The following is a 21786-nucleotide window of genomic DNA, read 5'->3' as shown; positions in this document are numbered from 1 at the left end:
ATTCTACTTTTGATTAATTGTTATTTTTAAAGTTCCAGTTATAATATTTCCTTTCATATCTTCTAATTTCATAATAAATTGATGCGATTTACCATCATCAGTAGGTCCTGTTACATTCAAAAATTGAAAGAAAGCCCCAACAGGAAAAGGATATTCATGAATACCACGTTTTGGACATTCAATAGTTGAACCAAGTAAGGTAAATAAGTGTGCTATATTTGTATTCTCCACCATTTCAACTCCCTCCGTCAAAAAATCCAAACTGCACTCACCAATTAAACCATTAAGAGCTTCTTCAAAAGAACTACAACCAGCTACTATTTTCACATTTAAAGATTTCAATCCAGCTGGAATATTAATCAAGACATCTGCAGAAGAAGGCATATCAATTCCCTGATTATCTTCATCAATTGAATAAGTTATATCCGATGGTATATCCATAGATGGCAATTCACTATTTTCATCATCCTCTCCATCCGTATCAGTAGAACCACCAATACTATCATCCGTACCTTCTACAGGAACCTTGATTGTACCACTTTCACCGCTTTCCGTAAATACAATATCCACATTCACGTCAAACCCTATCTGAGGTTTGGATTCCGGCTCTTCCGTTTCTCCACCTTCCGGAGTATCAGCTTCGGGATTCAGGGTGATGAATAACTGATCACCACCTACAAAGTTATCATCATCATCATCATAACTGATATCCGCATCAGATTTAGTAAATGATTTTACATCTGTAACCTTTACGCTCTCACCCCTTTCATTAGTCGTATATGCTACAATATTCATTCTGATAGTAGAAGTTCCACTTTCTCCCAAATACCAATAATATACAGAATTTTCATCGTCATCAGTAAAGACCAAAGTATTGTTTTTTGAATCATCGAAAGTGATAACCCAAGAAGTAAATGTTTCCTTGAATTCATCTGTATATTGCATCTGAATTTTAGTGTTCAACATTTTGCAAGATACATCAGCCTTACTTGTCACCCCTTTTGCTATAGTAAGAGTAGACGAACCCTTATAATAAGGGGATGTCATTCTAGACTGGATTTCACCTGCCGTATGGGCTTCAACAGTGTATTCACCCACTGGAAACATCAATGACTGGCCTTCAATTTCAGCATACGAACTATACTCCTTATTAGTTGAAGACAATTCCGGATCAGTATTAGTTATACTAACCGGAAAATCCTTCACAAGCTCTGCATCGGATACCCGACTTGTAGTAGCTTCCTTAATATTCAGAGACAGCTCCAAGGAACCTGTATCTGTCGGAACTTCCTTTTTACCCGTGAGCTCTTCTTTCATTTCACAAGAAGTGAAAACACCACCTAAAAACAATACACTCAGTGCAAGCAAATATATCTTTTTCATAAAATGTTACCTATATACATTAAATCCAATCACTTGGAATATTTATTATAATTTCCTTATCTTCCGTTGAATCATCAATTGTAATTGAAATCTGGATTTTACCTTCACTTACTTCCGGCACAATTTCAACATTCAAAGCCTGAGCCGGACTTAAAGTATAACCACCCGATTTCAGTTCTATAATCTTTGTTACATTATTCTTATCGGTCAAGGTAATTGTAGGATTAATTCTCTCATTATTACTAACTTTCATATACACAGGACCTGTAATGTCTTTCGACCATACATAAGCACTTTCACCCAAAGCTATAGTCTTGAATGTAACATAATAATCATTAAAATATTTAGCCATATCCGATCCATAAGTGATAGATACCTTAGCGCAGACAGGCTTACAATTAACACTTACTGAATTGGACTGTCCAGCAATCACTTCAAAATCGGTTGAACCAGCCACATACATGGAAGTGCTGGAAACAGCCTTATCTTCACCACAAAAAGCCTTTAACGTATAATTACCAGCCTCCATTGTCATTGAAGAAGGTACGGCACCATGCCATTCACTATTATTATATACAGTACCGTTCTTCAAAATCTGAACCGTATAATTCTTAAGATTAGCATAATAACTTTCATCCACCGCACGTGATTGGAACCCGGCATCCGGATTCACTGTCAGTTCCACTGTACCTGTCCCTTGATAGACTTGTGACAACTCCTCTTCCGAAGAACATGATGTTGTAAATATCCCCATTCCCAACATCACATAGAGCGCAATTGCATATTTTTTCATATATTTTAATAATAGATTTCAATTTCAAGGTGCAAAATAACCGATTTTCAATATTTTATACAAGGTCTGATTCTTCTATTTTTGTTCTTTTTTTTAATATCACGATGAAAAAAAGCCTTTTTCAAGGCTTTTGATGTAATTTTTCATGTTATATAGCATACACAAATAGTCTATTCTTCACCATTACAACAAAGCGGGATTATTCCATTTTTAAGATACATGAATTTACATTTTAACATTCCATAAACAGACGACACAAAAAAGATGAAGAAGTTCTTCAGAAAAGATGAAGGAATATCCCCCTAAAGATAAAGGCGTTTTCCCTAAAAGAACTTCATCTTCCAAGGAAAACGCCTTCATCTTTTTCTATAAAAATTCACCGGTCGGTACACATAACGGTTACGCATGCATTACCGGATGGTCACCATCGTGGCTCCGAATCCGTATTCACGGAAAGAAGCATCCTGGCTGGGATAGTTTTTGTATTTGCGTTTCAGTTCATCAAGTATGGCACGGCGCAATACTCCGTCACCTTTGCCGTGAATGAACACAATCTTCTGCCCTTTCTTGTCCTTATATTCCTCCAGGGTCTTGCGGAACACGTCAAGCTGGTAGTTCAGCATCTCGGCATTGCCCAGGCCCGTAGTATCGTCAAGCAGTTCGTTGATGTGAAGATCCACTTCCACAATGTCGTTCTTCACCTTATGCTGTTTTTTGCGGACCTTCGCCGGGACATCGGATACCGACTTCTGCAGCAGGGCTTCCTTGATGTCGTCGGCCGAAACGAATACCTGACGGGCGGCCTCATCATCGCGCACAATGTCATAAATAAGGGCTGGCTCGGCAAAGAAATCGGAAGGCTGGAATGTATGTAGCTTGTAGAACTTCACGGTATCGATGCGCAGTTCCATGTTCACGGCATCCTTCAGCAGGAATGTACGGTCGTCCTTATACGCCAGCAGCTGCACGGCCACATGCTCCATGCTGTTCAGATCACCTTTCTCGAACTCTTCCAGGTGCATCTTCATGTTCGGCTTCACGGTACCACGGCTGCGCAGAGTCCAGCTCTTGCCTTCGGCCGACAGGTAAAGGTAATCAATGAAATAATTGCTGTCGTTTACCAGATAGGCGTCGAAAGCAGTCGATGAAATGGCTTTCACATCCTGGGGGACGTAGGCCAGATACACGTTCAGCACATCGTTCCCGCGAATTTCGGGCGCACGATAGGTTATCGGCTTGTCTTCCTCTTCCTCCGGCTCTTCTTCTTCCGCTTCGGCTACAGGAGCCGGCTTCTTAACCGACTTCAACGGAATGTTATAATCGTCGGTCTGCACCACCACACACTCCTTTATGAGCATCGGTATCTCAAAACCGTCTTCATCTTCTACCAACGCTATGTCTTTTCCCTGGAACCCTCTTACGATTCCTCCTCCTACTTCGCTGAGGAAACGGACTTTATCTCCTATTTTCATATCACGTTCTTTTTAAATACGGCGGTAAAGTTACAATAAATTAAATAATAAGGACACAGATGTGGAAGGAAAGTCGTACTTTTGCAGCGAGTTACAAAAAGACTTGCTTGACAATGGAAGAGACTAAACACATAAAGATCAGCGACTATAACTATCCGCTGCCCGACGACCGCATCGCCAAATTCCCGCTTCCGGTGCGTGACCAGTCGAAACTGCTGGTGTACCGCCACGGCGAAATCAGTGAAACACATTTCACCTCGCTGCCCGACTACATGGAACCGGGCATGCTGATGATTTTCAACAACACGAAAGTCATACAGGCGCGGCTGCACTTCCGCAAGGAAACAGGCGCCCTGATCGAGATATTCTGTCTGGAACCGATCCAGCCCAACGATTACGCACTGAATTTCCAACAGACGGAACATGCCGCCTGGCTGTGCATGATAGGGAACCTGAAGAAATGGAAGGAAGGACCGCTGCACAGGGAAATGACCGTGAAGGGGCGCACCATTACGCTGACCGCCACACGCGGAGAATGTAGGGGTACCAGCCATTGGGTAGACTTCAACTGGAATGACCCGGACATTACCTTTGCCGATATCCTGGAGGTATTCGGCGAACTGCCCATCCCCCCCTACCTGAACCGGAAAACCCAGGAAAGCGACAAGGAAACTTACCAGACCGTGTACTCGAAGGTGAAAGGGTCGGTAGCCGCACCTACAGCCGGACTGCACTTCACCGAACGCGTACTGGACGCCCTCCGCGCCAAAGGGGTAGACCTGGAAGAAGTCACCCTGCACGTAGGGGCAGGCACATTCAAACCTGTAAAGAGTGAAGAAATACAGGGGCATGAAATGCATACCGAATACATTTCGGTAAACAGGAGCACCATCGAAAAACTGATAGCCCATAACGGTGAGGCCGTAGCCGTAGGGACTACGTCGGTACGCACGCTGGAAAGCCTATATTATATAGGTGTAACTCTGAGCGGCAATGCCGACGCAAACGAAGAGGAACTTCACGTAAAGCAATGGCAGCCGTATGAAACCCACCCTACACTGACCGCCGTGGAAGCGCTCTGCCAGATACGCGACTATATGGACCGCCATAATCTGGAAGCACTGCACACCAGCACGCAGATCATCATCGCTCCGGGATATGAATACAAGATAGTGAAACGGATGGTAACCAACTTCCACCAGCCGCAGAGCACGCTGCTGCTGCTGGTTTCGGCATTCGTGAAAGGCAACTGGCGCCCCATCTACGACTATGCCCTGAAGCACGGATTCCGTTTCCTGAGCTACGGCGACTCCTCGCTGCTGATTCCATAGACATATATCACAGCTATACGGAAAATCCCTCCGGCCGATCAAGGTAGCGGAGGGATTTTTTTATCCGACCCGCATTGTCCTTATTCTATGACAAATTGTTCCGATTATAAAATTTCCATCATTTTATCTCCCTTTTATTTGGGTATAGCGTTTTTTATTCATACATTTATTCAATCATAAACAACCATTATCAGGCAGGCCTTCCCTACGGAAGGAAGTCCCCCTGCCCCTTTTGTTAACCAAAGCCTGAGGGACAACGGCTTTCACAAGACTAACGGATTATGAAAAAACTATTACTGACTATCCTTTTAGGTTGCTTTGCCCTTGTAGGGTTCTCTCAAGCACGTTTCGACGTCAAAGTAGGAATGTCAATGACCAACGTGACCGCCAACGATGAAACCGACATGAAGGTAGGATACGCCCTGGGCGTAGGTATGGACTATGCCTTCAACGAAAACTGGGCTTTCCAGCCGGGAATCATGTTTACCGGAAAAGGTTATAAGGTAGGTGATGTAAAGGCCAAAGCCCATTACCTGGATATTCCTTTGCTGGCTGCCTACAAAATGCCTATAGCCGATGACGTGAAATTCGTTATCAACGCCGGTCCTTATCTTGCTTTCGGTATAGGCGGCAAGAACAAATGGGAGGACAAAGGAGTTTCAATCAGTACGGATTACTTCGGAGACGACGGAGCCAAACGTTTCGACCTCGGACTCCAGTACGGAGTAGGCGCCGAGTTCAGCGACTGTATCCTGCTGAACCTGACAGGACAATACGGTTTCATCTCACCGTTCGAACACAGCGACTCAAAGAATCTGGCCTTCTTCATTACACTGGGATACAGGTTCTGAATGGTATAAAAACATACCCACATAAAAAAATAGGGTGCCCGCAAAATTATGCCGGCACCCTATTTTTTATGGTAATACTCAAAACAGCTGGAACTTGAGTCCGAACGACAGACAAAGATAATCCTTCGGCTTCAGGTAACTGTTCGTAAAGGCACTTACCAGATACAGGTCACAGGTACTCACTTCGTAGAAAAAGGTTATCTGCTTCGCCATCACCCGGAACTGAGGCGGAACCTGCAACGTGACGCGCTGCCCCAGAAAGATATGGGTACGCACCTTCGACGAAAACCCGTAATAACCTTTCGGATAACGATCGGGTTCGTTTACCCAAAACTCCTCGCCGAATACGGTATTGAAATACAGCCCGCAGGTGAGAGGCTCTACCGACACAAGGCTTCTCCCGATCTGGAAGCTCCAGGGTATATAATTCTGCTTGACGGTAAACGTAACCTTTGCCTTATCGGAATCATACTTAGGCAGAAAGCCCAAAAACAGATCGGTCTCCCACTGGTTACGTTTGCCGTAATCCCAACCGGTACCCACCGAAACCAGTCCCATATTCCCGGCAAACTGTATCTTGGAATGGGTTGGGATAAGACTAGCCCAATGCCTCCGGTAACGGTGCAGACGGCGGTCGTATCTGTTAGGACGCACTTCGGCCACATACGGGGTGTCGGGGGCAGGAAGTAGCCGTGCAGGCAGCCATACCGTATCATGTTTCATTATATATACCGTATCAGTCTGGACTGAATTCCGGATTCCTCCCCTGGCATGCACGGGAGCCAGCCATAGGATGCCGCTCAGGAAAAACAGCACCCACACCTTCTTAATAATACACCACTTCATGCTCATAACCGTCGGAAGTTACCGTAAAGACATTATAACTGCGGTGTTTCATGCAGTCACTTACATAATACATCACCCCGTCACCGAACACGTCCATCTCGAACTGGCGGTGTTCATGGGCCGCCGTACAGAACAGCAGGCCGGGGAAAGCAGTCACATAAGCCTGGAATACCCTTGCTACATTATTATTGAAGGAATCGGAATACGGACGTGCATGCATGCACACCACTGTACAGTCGTACTCTTCCCGCCGCCGGCTTATTTCATTTTCCATATAGTCGAAATCAGGAATTGGCCGGGAATAGTCGTATTCCATCGCATTAGTATTCAGGCATACGAACTTGATACGGCCGGCAATGAATGAAAAATTAGTGTCGCCGAATACAGCCCTATAAGTCTCTTCACCCGTCCCCAGACAGTCATGGTTACCGATAATGGCCACATACGGGAAGTTGAGTCCGTCCATGATATCACGTTGCCACAGGAATTCGTCGGTTACACCGAAATCACTCATGTCCCCCCCATGAATGACGAAGTCAATATCGGTCCGTACATTCACCGCATTGACAAAATCGACGGTTTCGTCATACCAGCGCTGAGAATCACCCATCGTCACAAAACGGATAGTATCCTTATCCTTACAGGCAGTTTCAATCCGGGCGATATTGGATGCATTCACATCCCTCGGTCCCTCAATCTTTACGTCATATGGATGTAAATCGACCATATCGCAGGACGTCATCAGAAAAACGGACACAAGGCCACAAAAAAACGGATTAACAGATCGGGTCATATTTCATATTTTAAATACAACACAAAAATACACGATTATCCACCTTCACCTGTTTCCGATTTTTCCGTATTTCTGTTCCAGGAAACGGTTCTTTCACCGACAAACCGTACCGGCTGCCCGAAGAACTGAAGAATTTGCAGTCCGACAAGGACAATTTGTCAGGAAAATTACAAATTCATGTCATGACACAGCCACGTAATTGATGCAAATCAAGAAAAGCATACATACAGATAAGAAAAGGCATCGAATTGGAACGACATATATGAAAAGGCACTACATTTGTGTTGTAAAACATAAAAACAAGGGTTTTGAAGAGAAAAACTTCAGAATCCGAGGTAAAAGAGAGAATTGAAAAGGATAACTGAACAGCCCCTGCTCCCCTAAAAAGGAGCAGGACTTTCACAGACTAATTAAACGATTTAAGGTAAAAGAAAGGGTAACAATTATGAAAAAGGTAAAAAGCTTATTGAAAACAGTAAAGAAAAATTTACAGTGGAGTGCAATGGCTATGTACGGACAGTATCCGAGATAATGGCCTGACCACTTAAAAGTGAAAATTAACGTAACTAAAAATAGCAGAAAGGGGGCATGCAACCGCATGTCCCCTTTCATTTTATCACGCCGGCAGACCGGCAGATACAATAACAAAAAAAAGGAAACATCCTTTACCGGAATGTTTCCTTTTTTGTTGGGCTACTCGGATTCGAACCAAGAAAAACAGGACCAGAATCTGTTGTGTTACCATTACACCATAGCCCAAACATACGGGCGGCTCCCTCCGCGGGACTTCCGCCTAATCAGTGAGTTGGGCTACTCGGATTCGAACCAAGAAAAACAGGACCAGAATCTGTTGTGTTACCATTACACCATAGCCCAAAATCACAGGTTGTGTACCAACCTTTTGTTTTGACGGTGCAAAGGTACAACAAATTTTGAACACGGCAATACTTTGGCGTTTTTTTTTCAAAAAAAAACAAATGAAAAAGAGAATTAAGTATGTTTCTTTCGTGATATACAGAAAAGCAAGTATATTTGCCTACATTATATTTAATTTATTAATGTGTCAAACTATTTAGAAATAAAACAGTCGATAACAGAATGGACGAAACAAAAGAATTAGTACAGAAAATAACTGAAGGCATTCAAGAAAAGAAAGGTAAAAACATTGTCATTGCTGACTTGACAAACATAGACGATACAATCTGCAAATACTTTGTTATCTGCCAGGGAAACTCTCCCAGCCAGGTTCTGGCCATCGTTGATTCCATCAAGGATTATGTGAGAAAAGAAACCGGACACAAGGCCTACGCGGTAGACGGAGTCCGGAACGCCCAGTGGGTAGCCATGGATTACAGCGACGTGATTGTACACGTATTTCTTCCGGAAGTACGCAACTTCTATAACCTGGAACATCTCTGGGCCGACGCCAGACTGACATCGGTTCCGGACATTGACTAACATATAATAAAAAGTAGAAAAAAACATGAGTGAAAGACCTAATAACAACAAGCCTAAAATCAATGTACCCCGCCCTAACCTGACGTGGCTCTATATTGTGATAGCCCTTGTGTTCGGCTTCCTTTACTTTACGGGAGGAGAAGGGAGCGCAAGCAAAGAAGTGACCTATACCGAATTCAAGGACATGGTTAGTAAAGGCTATGCAAGCAAAGTGATAGCTTACGACGACAATACGGTAGACATGTACATAAAGCCGGAACACATTGCCGACGTATTCAAGAGAGACGCCAACAAGGTGGGACGGAGCCCGTTCGTCACGGTAGAGATAGGTTCTGCAGAATCGCTCGACAAGTTCCTGGAACAGGAACAGACCAGCGGACATTTCACCGGCTCGGTAAGTTATGAAAAGAAGAACAACTATTTCGGGATGATATTCTGGAACATATTCCCGTTCGTCCTGCTTATTGCCATCTGGATCTTTATCATGCGCCGTATGGGTGGTGCAGGCGGGAACGGTGGTGCCGGCGGCGTGTTCAATGTAGGCAAGAGCAAGGCCCAACTGTTTGAAAAGGGAGCCAACCGTGTCACTTTCAAGGACGTGGCCGGACAAGCCGCCGCCAAACAGGAGGTACAGGAAATTGTGGATTTCCTGAAACAGCCGCAGAAATATACCGAACTGGGAGGAAAGATACCCAAGGGAGCCCTGCTGGTAGGCCCTCCGGGAACAGGTAAGACACTGCTTGCCAAAGCGGTGGCCGGTGAAGCCGACGTGCCATTCTTCTCAATTTCCGGTTCCGACTTTGTGGAGATGTTTGTGGGTGTGGGTGCATCGCGTGTACGCGACCTGTTCCGCCAGGCAAAGGAAAAGGCGCCCTGTATCATCTTTATAGACGAAATAGACGCCGTAGGCCGTGCGCGAGGCAAGAACCCGAGCATGGGCGGCAACGATGAACGTGAAAATACCCTGAACCAGCTGCTAACCGAAATGGACGGTTTCGGTTCAAACAGCGGTGTCATCATACTGGCGGCTACCAACCGTGTGGACATTCTGGACAAGGCCCTGCTGCGTGCCGGACGTTTCGACCGGCAGATTTATGTGGACCTGCCCGACCTGAACGAACGGAAGGAAGTGTTCGGCGTGCACCTGCGCCCGCTGAAGCTGGACAATACGGTAGACGTTGACCTGCTGGCACGCCAGACTCCGGGATTCAGCGGAGCCGACATTGCCAACGTATGTAACGAGGCTGCCCTGATTGCCGCACGCCACGCCAAGAAGGCGGTAGGCAAACAGGATTTCCTGGATGCCATAGACCGTATCGTAGGAGGACTGGAAAAGAAGACCAAGGTAATGACGGCCGCCGAAAAGCGTGCCATAGCCCTGCATGAAGCCGGACACGCTACCATTTCATGGTTCCTGGAACATGCCAACCCGCTGATCAAGGTGACTATCGTACCCCGCGGACGTGCGTTAGGTGCTGCATGGTATCTCCCGGAAGAACGGCAGATCACAACCAAGGAGCAGATGCTGGATGAAATGTGCGCCACACTGGGCGGACGGGCTGCCGAAGAAGTGTTCATCGGACAGATTTCTACCGGTGCCATGAACGACTTGGAACGGGTTACCAAACAGGCATACGGCATGATTGCATACGCCGGCATGAGCGACAGGCTGCCCAACTTGTGCTACTATAACAATGACGAGTACAGTTTCAACAAGCCATACAGCGAACATACCGCAGAAATGATTGACCAGGAAGTACAGAAAATGATCAATGAACAGTATGCACGCGCCAAGAACCTGCTGCAGGAACACAAGGAAGGGCACAACCAGTTGGCACAACTTCTGATAGAACGTGAAGTGATCTTTGCCGAAGATGTGGAAAAGATTTTCGGCAAACGCCCGTGGGCTTCCCGCTCGGAGGAAATCATGGCTGTAGAGCAGAAGGAGGAAAAACCGGCCCTGCCCGAAAAGACGCAGGAACCTCAGGGGGAAGATGCAGACGCTCCGGAAACTGAGCAGACGGAAAAGCAGTAAAATGAAACAGAATATACATTAAATCCAATTACCGTGAAAAATAACTTTTTACAAAGGGCCCTGACCGGAGTCATCTTTGTGGCCGTACTGGTAGGCTGTATTCTGGGAGGACCCATTTCATTTACTGTCTTGTTCGCTATTGTCAGTGCTCTGACAATCAACGAATTCGGGAATATCGTAAACCGTACCGGGGAAGTGCAGATGAACAAGCCTATCTGTATACTGGCAGGCGTATTCCTGTTCCTTTGCTTCGGCTATAACGGCGTGGTGCCGGGATCGGGCGAAGTGTTCATTCCCTACCTGTTTCTGGTAATGTACCTGCTGATAAGCGAACTTTACAAGAAACGGAAAAATCCGATAAACAACTGGGCCTATGCGATGATGAGCCAGATGTACATCGCACTGTCATTCGCCATGCTTAACGTACTGGCCTACCACACCGGCGGACCGGAAAGTATCTCACAATACAACCCGATACTGCCGCTGTCGATATTCATATTCAACTGGGTCAATGATACCGGTGCCTACTGTACCGGTATGCTGTTCGGCAAGCACCGGCTGTTTGAACGCATATCACCGAAAAAATCGTGGGAAGGATCGGTGGGAGGTGCTGTATTCAGCATCATCGCCGCAATGGTCATGGCTCATTTCTTCCCGTTCATGACTCCGGGAGAATGGGTAGGTCTGGGGCTGGTGACAGTGGTGTTCGGTACCTGGGGCGACCTGACCGAGTCACTGATGAAACGGACACTGGGCATCAAGGACTCGGGCAATATACTTCCCGGACACGGAGGTATGCTGGACCGGTTCGACAGCACCCTGATGGCTGTCCCTGCTGCCGTGGTATACCTTTATATCCTGAGCCTGTCATGACAGACTGATTTTTCAGCAAAACATATAAGCCCGAAGGCTTCCGGACGGAATCTGTTCCCCGGAAGCCTTCGGGCTTGTCATTTATATATAAACTAAGAAGCATTGCCTATCTTTTTTTCCGCAGCAGCTCCACCATCAGCCGCGCCGCACGTGCCGACGCCCCTGGAGCACCCAGAATCCCGATCATGCGGTCGTATCCGGCAAGCATCTGTTCCCGTCCCGGTCCTCCCGCTACAATACGGGCCAGCTCCTTCCTGATGTTAACCACCGTCATGGTATCGGCCACCAGCTCGGTCACCACTTCCCTGCCGGCTACCAGATTTACCAGCGATATGTATTTCACCTTCAGTATATGGCGGCGGAGGAAGGAAATGAATTTTCCTACAGGGGTATAGTAGCAGACTACCTGAGGCACCCGGAAAAGGGCCGTTTCAAGCGTGGCGGTACCCGAAGTTACCAGGGCAGCTTCCGACTGCCGGAGCAGACGGTACGTCTCACCGAATACGATCCGGGTATCCTTGTCGGCATACCGCCGGTAAAACTCCGGATCGAGTCCCGGCGCACCCGCCACCACAAACTGGTATTGCGGAAAAGCTTTCGAAGCCTCGATCATCAGATGCAGGTTGTCCTTGATTTCCTGTTTCCGGCTTCCGGCCAGCATGGCTATGACAGGGCGGCTGTCCAAACCGTTGGCGGCCATGAACTCCTCACGCGTCTCCATATTTTCCTGAAGGAAAGAGGTGACAGCGTCCACACAGGGATTTCCCACATAATGGATGGGGTAACCGTGCCCATTGAAAAAGTCCACTTCGAAAGGCAGGATAGAGAACAGCTCGTCCACATCACGCTTGATATTTTTGATGCGGTATTCCTTCCACGCCCAGATTTTGGGCGAAATGTAGTAATATACCGGTATCTGCGTGTGTTCCTTTATATATCGGGCAATCTTCAGGTTGAACCCCGGATAATCGACCAGTATCAGTACATCCGGACACCACCGTTCCACATCCTTCTTGCAATAATCCATATTGCGGAAAATGGTACGCAGATGCATCAGTACCGGAATGAAGCCCATGTAGGCCAGATCACGGTAATGCTTGACACAGGTTCCCCCCACGGAAGCCATCAGGTCACCCCCGAAAAAACGGAAATCGGCCTCCGGATCCTCTTTCTTCAAGGCACGCATCAGATTGGAAGCATGCAGGTCGCCCGAAGCTTCCCCTACTATCAGATAATATTTCATACGTCGAAACTCCAGTTTTTCATCCGTTCCATCAGGGCATAGGCCGTAACATCGATCTGTGTAGGCGTAACAGCCACATACTGATGATCGAGCGCCCAGTGGTCGGAATCTTCCGCACCCGGTTCGTTGTTCCGGTACTCGCCCGTCAGCCAGTAATAGGTCCCTCCCCTCGGATGGTCGCGTTTCACGAATTCATTGATCCAGACCCCGTCGGTCTGACGGCAGATACGGATCCCCTTCAGGTCCTGCGTATCCGGGAAATTCACATTCAGACAGGTTCCGGCAGGAAGCCCTTCGGACAAGGTTTTCGCAACGATGGCACGCACATAAGGCAGTGTGGCCGAAAAATCGGCGTCGGCACTGTGGTTACAGAGCGAAAAGCCGATGGAAGGGATCCCTTTCAGACAACCTTCTATCACAACCCCCATCGTTCCCGAATAATGTACGTTGACCGACGAGTTGTCGCCGTGGTTGATACCTCCCACTACCAGATCGGGTGTACGCGGCATGACCTCATGCAGGGCCAGTTTGACACAGTCTACAGGAGTACCCGTACATTTATAGACCATAAGTCCAGGCTCCTGCTCTATCAGAAAACAGCGTACAGGCCGTTCGGAAGTAATGGCACCGGCCGAACCGGAACGAGGCCCATCAGGGGCCATCACCACCAGATCGGCCATCGGACGCAACGTCCGGACCAGTTCACGGATACCTTTCGCATTCACGCCGTCATCGTTCGACAGCAACAGGAGCGGTCTTTCTTTCATCATATTACAACATTCAAAATTTAATCAGAACAAATACATTAGCCTGCACCGGCATTACCCGCGCAGGAAATACGAGTGTAAAGTTACAACAAATATTAATCTTCTCAAACTTAGACCTATAATTACACGGAAATGTATATCTTTGCCGTGCAAAGTTATTAACAATAGCCGCAAGTTATCAACACTTTCGGGAATTGAACCTGTTTTGTGACATATTTTTTCGGCTATTATTTATTACTTCGCAATCAGATAAACTGATTAATATGGGAAAAATTATTGCTTTAGCCAATCAGAAAGGTGGAGTAGGAAAAACTACTACAACGATCAACCTGGCTGCATCATTAGCTACTCTCGAGAAGAAAGTGCTGGTTGTCGACGCCGACCCACAGGCAAACGCTTCATCCGGACTGGGTGTCGACCTGAAACAGATAGACTGTTCGATCTACGAATGTCTCATCAACCGCTCGGATATCAGAGAAGCTATTTATACAACCGATATTGACGGATTAGACATCATTCCATCTCACATTGACCTGGTAGGGGCCGAAATTGAAATGTTGAACCTGGACAACCGTGAGAAAGTCATGAAGCACGCGCTGGAACCGATGAAGAACGAATATGACTATATCCTGATAGACTGTTCCCCTTCATTGGGACTGATTACCATCAATGCCCTGACAGCGGCCGACTCGGTCATCATCCCGGTACAATGCGAATATTTCGCATTGGAAGGTATCAGCAAACTGCTGAATACCATCAAAATCATCAAGACAAAACTGAACCCGTCACTGGAAATAGAAGGATTCCTTCTGACCATGTTCGACTCCCGCCTGCGTCTGGCCAACCAGATCTACGACGAAGTGAAACGCCATTTCCAGGAACTGGTATTCAAGACCATCATACAGCGCAATGTCAAGCTGAGCGAGGCTCCGAGCCATGGCATACCGGCTATCCTTTATGACGCCGACTCGACAGGAGCCAAAAACCACCTGGCATTGGCCAATGAAATTATAACCCGAAACAGTAAATAAGATATATGGCAGTACAGAAAAAATTTGCTTTAGGCAGAGGACTTGACGCCCTGATCTCGACCGATGAGGAAGTCAAGACATCGGGCTCATCTTCAATCAATGAAGTGGAGCTGGGCAAGATTTCGGTCAATCCGAACCAGCCCCGACGTGAATTTGATCCGATTGCGCTGCAGGAACTGGCCGATTCCATAGCCGAAATAGGTATCATCCAGCCGATAACACTGCGCAAGCTGAGCGATGACTCCTACCAGATCATTGCAGGAGAACGACGCTACCGGGCAGCTATCCAGGCCGGACTGAAGACCATCCCGGCATACATCCGTACAGCCGACGACGAGAATGTGATGGAAATGGCGCTGATAGAGAATATCCAGCGCGAAGACCTCAACTCGCTGGAAATAGCCCTCGCCTACCAGCACCTGATAGAACAGTACGACCTTACCCAGGAACGTCTGAGCGAAAGGGTCGGCAAGAAACGTACCACCATCGCCAACTACCTCCGGCTGCTGAAGCTGCCGGCACAGATACAGGTGGCGCTGAAGAACAAGGAAATCGATATGGGTCACGCCCGTGCACTGCTGGCGCTGGATGACCCGAAAACCCAGATACGCATTTTCAACGAAATCATCGCACACGGCTACTCGGTACGTAAGGTAGAAGAGATAGTCAAGGCACTGACGACAGGTGAAAGCGTAGAAGCGGGAGGGAAAAAGATAGCCCCGAAAGGAGCCAAGTTATCGGAAGAATATACGATGCTGCAGAACCACCTGTGCAACTTCTTCGGAACCAAGGTCCAGTTGTCGTGCAGCGCAAAGGGAAAAGGGAAGATCAGTATTCCGTTCAACAACGAAAGTGACCTGGAACGGATTATGGAAATTCTGGATGCAGCCCAATCAACCCAACAATAGGATATGGTAATTTTGAGAGAACGACCCTTTACATATATGCTCCGTCTCATCCTGTTTCTCTGCATCGTCATAGGAACAACCGGAGAGGCGTACGGACAACGTGCCCGGAAACACAGGGAAGGGATTTTGAAGGCAGACTCCATCCAGGCCAAACACGTGACCGACAGTCTGGCGCTGGCCGACACACTGAGCCTGCGCGAAGAACGGCTGCAGCAGCTCGAAGCTCCGGTAGACACCACTTCGCTGGTACGGCGGAACGATTCGATCATGCAGGTACAGGCCAAGATGGTAAAGGAAAGGAAGACCTGGCTCCCGGTTCCCAACAAGGCGATATGGCTCTCGCTGGCCATTCCCGGAGCCGGACAGATCTACAACCGGAAATACTGGAAACTGCCGCTTGTATACGGCGGCTTCCTGGGATGTGTCTATGCACTGACCTGGAACGGACAGATGTACAAGGACTACTCACAAGGCTACCAGGACCTCATGAGCGACAACCCGAACAATGACAGCTACCTTGAATTTCTACCTCCGAGTATTACGTACGAAGATGTCCAAAATGATTTGAGCCGCTACCAGACCACATTCAAGAACCGTAAAGACCTGTACCGCCGCCAGCGCGACCTGAGTATCATAGCCTTTATCGGAGTATATCTGCTGTCGGTGATTGACGCCTATGTAGACGCCGAGCTGTCGAACTTCGACATCTCGACCGACCTGAGTATGTCTATGGAACCGGCTCTGTTTAACGACCCATACCGACACCGTCCGCAGGGAATCGGTATACAATGGAATATCAACTTTTAGAACATGAAAAGATTCATTATCGGCTTATTGGCCCTTGCAGGTACAACCATGCTGCATGCACAACAGACGCAGCACAGCATTACAATACGTTCGGCAAACGGGACAGAAGATGTCATCGACCTGCCGGAAGGCATGTTGTCGGAAACCGACAGCCTCTACCTTGACTGGATATCAAAGAACTACATCAACCTGGGCGACAACTGTACGGCGACATCGGCAAACCCGAAAGTAAGCGACTCTGTATACATAGACCGCCTGAAACGTATACCGGCACTCATCGAGATGCCTTACAACGAAGTGGTACGTGAATTCATCGACATGTATGCCACACGCCTGCGCCAGAAAGTTGCGTTCATGCTGAGTGCCAACAACCTCTATATGCCTGTCATCGAAGAGGCGCTCGACCTGTACAACCTGCCGCTGGAGCTCAAATACCTGCCGGTAATCGAATCGGCCTTGAACCCGATGGCCAGTTCAAGTCAGGGTGCCGTAGGCCTGTGGCAGTTCATGCTGGCTACCGGCAAGATATACGGACTGAAGACAACCAGTCTGATTGACGAACGCAGGGATCCGGTGAAGTCTACCCGTGCAGCGGCCCGGTACCTGAAGGACCTGTATGACATCTACCACGACTGGAACCTGGTTCTGGCTGCGTACAACTGCGGACCGGGCACCATCAACAAGGCCATCCGCCGGGCCGGAGGAGAAAAGGATTTCTGGAAACTGTACAACTACCTTCCCAAACAGACCCGCGGCTATGTTCCGGCATTCATTGCAGCCAACTATATCATGACCTACTACTGCGAGCACAATATCAGTCCGCTCGACATGAAACTTCCGGAAAGTACCGATACGGTCCATATCTCACGCCCGCTGAACCTCCAGCAGGTAGCCGCCGTATGCGACATCAACATCGACCAGCTGCGTGCGCTGAACCCGATCTACAAAAAAGACATCATCCCGGGAAATGAAGAACCCTACCCGCTGTGCCTGCCTACCAATTATATAAGCACCTTCATCGACAAGGAAGACAGCATATACAACTACAAGCCTGAGGTATACCAGACCCGGCGTACGACTGTAGCGGTAGGCGGTACCGGCAAGAGCGGCAGTTCCTCACGCAAGACAGCCCAATACCACAGAATCAGAAGCGGAGAAACATTGGGAGGCATTGCGGCACGCTACGGAGTAAGCGTGTCACAGCTCCGACGACTCAACGGAATCAAAGGCAGCAATATCCGGGCCGGAAAAACCATCCGCATCCGGTAACCGTACAAGGCATCCGGCCATCGGAATCCATCCATTTTTCCCAACATTTTATGGAAGACGGATGAAAGAAAACTCAGCTCATTGTTGCATAATTCCTTATTTTCTCTAAATTTGCAACATGGATTTAGGAGGAATATCATGACGGATGAAAAGCTTACACAGGAACAAGCCGATGAAAAGCTGATAGACGACGCATTCCAGGAACTTCTGGACCGCTATCTGGAAAGCAAACACCGGAAAAAGGTGGAAATCATCACCAAGGCTTTCAATTTCGCCAGACAGGCTCATAAAGGTGTGAGACGGCGCTCGGGCGAACCATATATACTGCATCCCATTGCAGTAGCACGCATTGCGTGCTGTGAAATCGGACTGGGGTCAACTTCAATCTGCTCCGCCCTGCTGCATGACGTGGTGGAAGATACAGACTATACGGTTGAAGACATCGAGAACCTGTTCGGACCTAAAATAGCGCAGATCGTAGACGGGCTGACCAAGATTTCGGGAGGAATATTCGGCGACCGGGCCTCGGCACAGGCAGAGAACTTCAAGAAGCTTCTGCTGACCATGAACGACGATATCCGCGTGATTCTCATCAAGATAGCCGACCGGCTCCACAACATGCGGACCTTGGGGTCCATGCTTCCGAGCAAACAGTACAAGATTGCTGGAGAAACACTCTATATATACGCCCCACTGGCCAACCGCCTGGGGCTGAACCGTATCAAGACCGAACTGGAAGACCTCAGCTTCAAATATGAACATCCCGAAGCTTATGAGGAAATACGGAAAAAGCTGGAATCTACACAAGCCGAACGTAATGACGTGTTCGAAGACTTTACGGCACCTATCCGCGCCCAGCTCGACAAGATGGGTATCTCCTACCGGATTCTGGCGAGAGTCAAGTCGCCCTACTCCATCTGGAACAAGATGCAGACCAAGCATATCACTTTTGAGGAAATCTACGACATCCTGGCTGTACGTATCATCTTCACTCCACGCAAGATGGAAGAGGAACTGAATGACTGTTTCAACATCTATGTGGCCATCTCAAAAATATACAAACCTCACCCCGACCGTCTGCGCGACTGGGTGAGTCACCCGAAAGCCAACGGTTACCAGGCATTGCACGTGACATTGATGAGCAACAGAGGGCAATGGATTGAAGTACAGATACGCAGCGAACGCATGGACGACATAGCCGAACAGGGATTCGCGGCACACTGGAAATACAAGGAAGGCGGTGGAAGCGAAGACGAAGGCGAATTAAGTAAATGGCTCAAGACCATCAAGGAGATATTGGACGACCCCCAACCGGACGCTCTTGATTTTCTGGATACAATCAAACTGAACCTGTTTGCCTCCGAGATATTCGTATTTACTCCGAAAGGAGAAATCAAGACCATGCCGCAGAACTGTACGGCACTGGACTTTGCATTCTCTATCCACACCTTTCTGGGCAGCCACTGTATCGGGGCGAAAGTCAATCACAAACTGGTACCTTTAAGCTACAAGCTGCAAAGCGGTGACCAGGTTGAAATCCTGACATCCAAATCACAGAAGGTACAACCGTCATGGGTCAATTTCGCTACTACAGCAAAGGCAAAGGCAAAGATCCTTTCTATCCTGAAACGCGAGAAGAAGGATCAGCAGCAGAAAGGCGAAGACATGATACACGACTTCCTGAAACAACAGGGAATAGAATTCAATGACGAGGCTATCAAGAAACTTTGTGACATATACAAGGTCAAGACCTACGAAGAACTGGCTACCGGTGTAGGACAAGGAGCCATTGTGCTGAAAGATACCGACAAGAACGAACTGAAGGAAAAACCGGCTCCAAGCAGCTGGAAGAAATACATCTCCTTCGCATTCGGCAACAAGCAGAAACAGCAGCCGAAAGTGGAGAAACAACCGGAAAAGGATCCGATTCCGCTGAACATCGACAAGAAACAGATACTGAAACTAACCCCCGACGCCATCCAGAAAAATTACATTCTGGCCGACTGCTGCAAGCCGATTCCGGGCGATGACGTCCTGGGATACATAGATGACAACAACCGGATCGTTATCCACAAACGCCAATGTCCGATAGCTACCCAACTGAAGACAAGCTTCGGGAACCGGCTGCTGGCCGTGCAGTGGCAGACAGGAAAAGCCCTCAATCTTCCGGTCAATGTATACATCAAGGGAATTGACGGTATCGGTGTACTGAACAGGGTGACGGAAATCATTTCACAACAATTGAACGTAAACATCCACAAGCTGAATATAGAATCGAACGACGGCATATTCGAAGGACGTATCCAACTTTACGTCCACGACGTAGACGACGTGAACACGATATGCACGAACCTGAAAAAGATAGACAACATCAAGAAAGTTGCCCGCATCGAGAACTTTGAAGATATCATAACCGACTGATATATATAAATACAGTGCGGGGATACATCGGCCGATGTATCCCCGCACTGTATTTATCAGGTAATGTAATCCAGCTCCTTACGCATACTGACCAGTTCCTCACGTACCTTCTTCAGACGCTCGATGATTTCGGCCGTATCACGTGTCTCCTCCCGATTCTGCTTGAGGCGCTGTTTGGCACCCGCCAATGTCATCCCTTTCTCCTTTACCAGGTGATACACCAAACGGATATTCTCAATATCCTCCTTACGGTACTGGCGGATATTCCCACCGGCCTTTTTAGGAGAAATCATGGGAAATTCCTTTTCCCAGTAACGCAGCAACGACTCGTTGACTCCAAACATCTCCGCCACTTCCTTGATGGAATAGTAGAGCTTCAGTTCCTTTTCCGCTTTATATGCCATAAACTTACATTTTTTAATCGAACACCTTACCATGGTTGGCCGCAATCTGGATCATCCTGTCATAATCGTCGGCACTCAAATCCATAAAGTAGTAGTTGATGGGATTCACTATCTGCCCCTTCACATGCACCTCATAATGCAGATGGGGCCCTGTACTTTTTCCGGTAGAACCCACCTCACCGATCACTTCCCCACGCACCACTTTCTGGCCTGTACGCACTTTAATTTTGTTGAGATGGGCATATTTGGTGACATAGCCGAAACCATGGTCGATATTGATGCAATTACCGTACAGTCCCTCCCATCCGGCCTTTACCACACGTCCGTTCCCTGTGGCATAGACCGGAGTACCTATATTGGCCGAGAAATCCATGCCGGCATGAAACTTGACAGTCTTATAGATAGGGTCTATACGCGTACCGTAACCGGAAGCTGTCTGTTTCAGGTTCTTGTTGGCCACCGGCTGTATGGCAGGAATACATTCCAGCATTTCATCATGACGCTTGCACAGCTCTACCACCTCATCGAACGACTTCGACTGTATGTACAGCTGTCGCGTGAGCAAATCCATCTTCTGCGTAGTGTTGACCACCAGCTTGGCATTGGCCATCTCCATCAGCTCCTCGTAACGGTTGGTCTTGGCATAATGGGCGTTCCTCAGAGCATCCGAAACCGGATCGGCCTGCAGGATGACCCGATACAGGTTATCGTCACGCTGACGGATCCGTTCCATTACCGCAAGCGCCTCATCCAGCCGGGTCGACAAGATATTATATTGGGCCAACAGACGGGAATTCTCGACACGCAAGTCCTTTTCGGACGGAGAACCGAAGATTAAAAGAAGCAGGATGAAGAAGCCTGCACCCAGCCCCATCCCTACAAACAGACGGCGTAAATAACTGACAGCCCGCTGGCGCACGGTAGGATAAATACGGTCATATGAACGGGTTTTCGGATTGTAGATATAGTAGACTTTACGCATTCAATTCGTGTTTTGAATAATTTTAAGGGACAAAAACTCAAGTTTTTGCGCCAAACATACAGACAAAAATAATAAAACCGATTATCTTTGCAAATCAATTTTGAGAATATTAACTACAA

General features: G+C 47.8%; 19 protein-coding genes and 2 tRNA genes. 10 read left to right on the top strand and 11 right to left on the bottom strand.

The features are described 5' to 3' along the window. Positions 1-3: 3 nt before the first annotated feature. From BQ7489_RS01780 to BQ7489_RS01770, 3 genes are all read right to left on the bottom strand, one after another. A complete protein-coding gene (locus BQ7489_RS01780; protein ID WP_083580430.1) occupies positions 4-1383 on the bottom strand; it encodes a DUF4493 domain-containing protein in 1380 nt (459 codons plus the stop codon). A 19-nt stretch (positions 1384-1402) separates the two neighbouring features. Then, the gene (locus tag BQ7489_RS01775) at positions 1403-2176 is read right to left on the bottom strand and encodes a DUF4493 domain-containing protein (RefSeq protein ID WP_083580428.1); all 774 of its coding nucleotides are present in this window, start codon (positions 2174-2176) and stop codon (positions 1403-1405) included. Positions 2177-2586: 410 nt separating this feature from the next. Then, entirely contained in the window at positions 2587-3648 is a 1062-nt protein-coding gene (locus BQ7489_RS01770) for a DUF2027 domain-containing protein (protein ID WP_072529797.1), read from the bottom strand. A gap of 113 nt (positions 3649-3761) precedes the next feature. Here BQ7489_RS01770 and BQ7489_RS01765 point away from each other — a divergent pair, with 113 nt between their 5' ends. Together BQ7489_RS01765 and BQ7489_RS01760 are read left to right on the top strand one after the other, a co-directional pair. Beyond that, on the top strand, positions 3762-4979 hold the full coding sequence (locus BQ7489_RS01765; protein ID WP_072531979.1) for an S-adenosylmethionine:tRNA ribosyltransferase-isomerase: 1218 nt from the start codon (positions 3762-3764) through the stop codon (positions 4977-4979). Between the two features lie 281 nt (positions 4980-5260). Further along, entirely contained in the window at positions 5261-5830 is a 570-nt protein-coding gene (locus BQ7489_RS01760) for a porin family protein (protein ID WP_072529796.1), read from the top strand. Between the two features lie 78 nt (positions 5831-5908). Here the strand turns inward: BQ7489_RS01760 and BQ7489_RS01755 are convergent, their stop codons facing one another. The 4 genes from BQ7489_RS01755 to BQ7489_RS01740 form a co-directional block, all read right to left on the bottom strand. Beyond that, positions 5909-6682, bottom strand: coding sequence for a hypothetical protein (locus BQ7489_RS01755; protein ID WP_072529795.1), 774 nt, complete (start codon positions 6680-6682; stop codon positions 5909-5911). Further along, positions 6657-7418, bottom strand: coding sequence for a metallophosphoesterase family protein (locus BQ7489_RS01750; RefSeq protein WP_083580662.1), 762 nt, complete (start codon positions 7416-7418; stop codon positions 6657-6659). Before BQ7489_RS01750 ends, BQ7489_RS01755 begins: the two co-directional genes overlap by 26 nt. A 739-nt stretch (positions 7419-8157) precedes the next feature. Beyond that, positions 8158-8228: transfer RNA gene (locus tag BQ7489_RS01745), tRNA-Gln, on the bottom strand. A 46-nt stretch (positions 8229-8274) separates the two neighbouring features. Continuing rightward, positions 8275-8345 (bottom strand) — tRNA-Gln (locus BQ7489_RS01740). A 222-nt stretch (positions 8346-8567) separates the two neighbouring features. Here BQ7489_RS01740 and rsfS point away from each other — a divergent pair. From rsfS to BQ7489_RS01725, 3 genes are read left to right on the top strand one after another with little or no spacing between them, the layout of a single operon-like run. Beyond that, positions 8568-8927, top strand: coding sequence for a ribosome silencing factor (gene rsfS, locus BQ7489_RS01735; protein WP_072529793.1), 360 nt, complete (start codon positions 8568-8570; stop codon positions 8925-8927). Between the two features lie 25 nt (positions 8928-8952). Beyond that, positions 8953-10962 carry an ATP-dependent zinc metalloprotease FtsH gene (ftsH, locus tag BQ7489_RS01730; RefSeq protein WP_072529792.1) on the top strand — a complete coding sequence of 670 codons (2010 nt, stop codon included), beginning with the start codon at positions 8953-8955 and terminating at the stop codon, positions 10960-10962. A gap of 33 nt (positions 10963-10995) precedes the next feature. After that, the gene (locus tag BQ7489_RS01725) at positions 10996-11835 is read left to right on the top strand and encodes a phosphatidate cytidylyltransferase (protein ID WP_072529791.1); all 840 of its coding nucleotides are present in this window, start codon (positions 10996-10998) and stop codon (positions 11833-11835) included. A 106-nt stretch (positions 11836-11941) separates the two neighbouring features. On the opposite strand, the gene lpxB is transcribed toward BQ7489_RS01725, so the two are convergent. Next, positions 11942-13078, bottom strand: coding sequence for a lipid-A-disaccharide synthase (gene lpxB / locus BQ7489_RS01720; RefSeq protein ID WP_072529790.1), 1137 nt, complete (start codon positions 13076-13078; stop codon positions 11942-11944). Beyond that, on the bottom strand, positions 13075-13848 hold the full coding sequence (gene surE, locus BQ7489_RS01715) for a 5'/3'-nucleotidase SurE (protein ID WP_072529789.1): 774 nt from the start codon (positions 13846-13848) through the stop codon (positions 13075-13077). Before surE ends, lpxB begins: the two co-directional genes overlap by 4 nt. 260 nt (positions 13849-14108) lie before the next feature. On the opposite strand from surE, the gene BQ7489_RS01710 reads away from it, so the two are divergent. The 5 genes from BQ7489_RS01710 to BQ7489_RS01690 all read left to right on the top strand — a co-directional run bounded on the left by BQ7489_RS01710 (position 14109) and on the right by BQ7489_RS01690 (position 20281). Continuing rightward, positions 14109-14876 (top strand): ParA family protein, encoded by a 768-nt coding sequence (locus BQ7489_RS01710; protein WP_072529788.1) that lies wholly within the window; start codon positions 14109-14111, stop codon positions 14874-14876. A gap of 5 nt (positions 14877-14881) precedes the next feature. Continuing rightward, positions 14882-15784: a ParB/RepB/Spo0J family partition protein gene (locus BQ7489_RS01705; RefSeq protein WP_072529787.1), complete on the top strand. Its 903-nt coding sequence runs from the start codon at positions 14882-14884 to the stop codon at positions 15782-15784. 3 nt (positions 15785-15787) lie between these two features. After that, the gene (locus BQ7489_RS01700) at positions 15788-16591 is read left to right on the top strand and encodes a DUF5683 domain-containing protein (protein WP_317042528.1); all 804 of its coding nucleotides are present in this window, start codon (positions 15788-15790) and stop codon (positions 16589-16591) included. A gap of 3 nt (positions 16592-16594) precedes the next feature. Beyond that, positions 16595-17860, top strand: coding sequence for a lytic transglycosylase domain-containing protein (locus tag BQ7489_RS01695; protein WP_072529786.1), 1266 nt, complete (start codon positions 16595-16597; stop codon positions 17858-17860). Between the two features lie 138 nt (positions 17861-17998). Then, positions 17999-20281 carry a RelA/SpoT family protein gene (locus BQ7489_RS01690; protein WP_072529785.1) on the top strand — a complete coding sequence of 761 codons (2283 nt, stop codon included), beginning with the start codon at positions 17999-18001 and terminating at the stop codon, positions 20279-20281. Between the two features lie 56 nt (positions 20282-20337). Here the strand turns inward: BQ7489_RS01690 and BQ7489_RS01685 are convergent, their stop codons facing one another. Beyond that, positions 20338-20685, bottom strand: coding sequence for a MerR family transcriptional regulator (locus tag BQ7489_RS01685; RefSeq protein ID WP_072529784.1), 348 nt, complete (start codon positions 20683-20685; stop codon positions 20338-20340). Between the two features lie 13 nt (positions 20686-20698). After that, positions 20699-21667, bottom strand: a complete 969-nt coding sequence (locus BQ7489_RS01680; RefSeq protein WP_072529783.1) for a M23 family metallopeptidase — start codon at positions 21665-21667, stop codon at positions 20699-20701. Between the last annotated feature and the right edge of the window lie 119 nt (positions 21668-21786).

This window comes from Bacteroides ilei (genome assembly GCF_900128495.1).
GTDB classification, from domain to species: domain Bacteria; phylum Bacteroidota; class Bacteroidia; order Bacteroidales; family Bacteroidaceae; genus Phocaeicola; species Phocaeicola ilei.
Note: the sequence above shows the minus strand (reverse complement) of the source record. Positions and strands in the feature narration are given on the sequence as shown.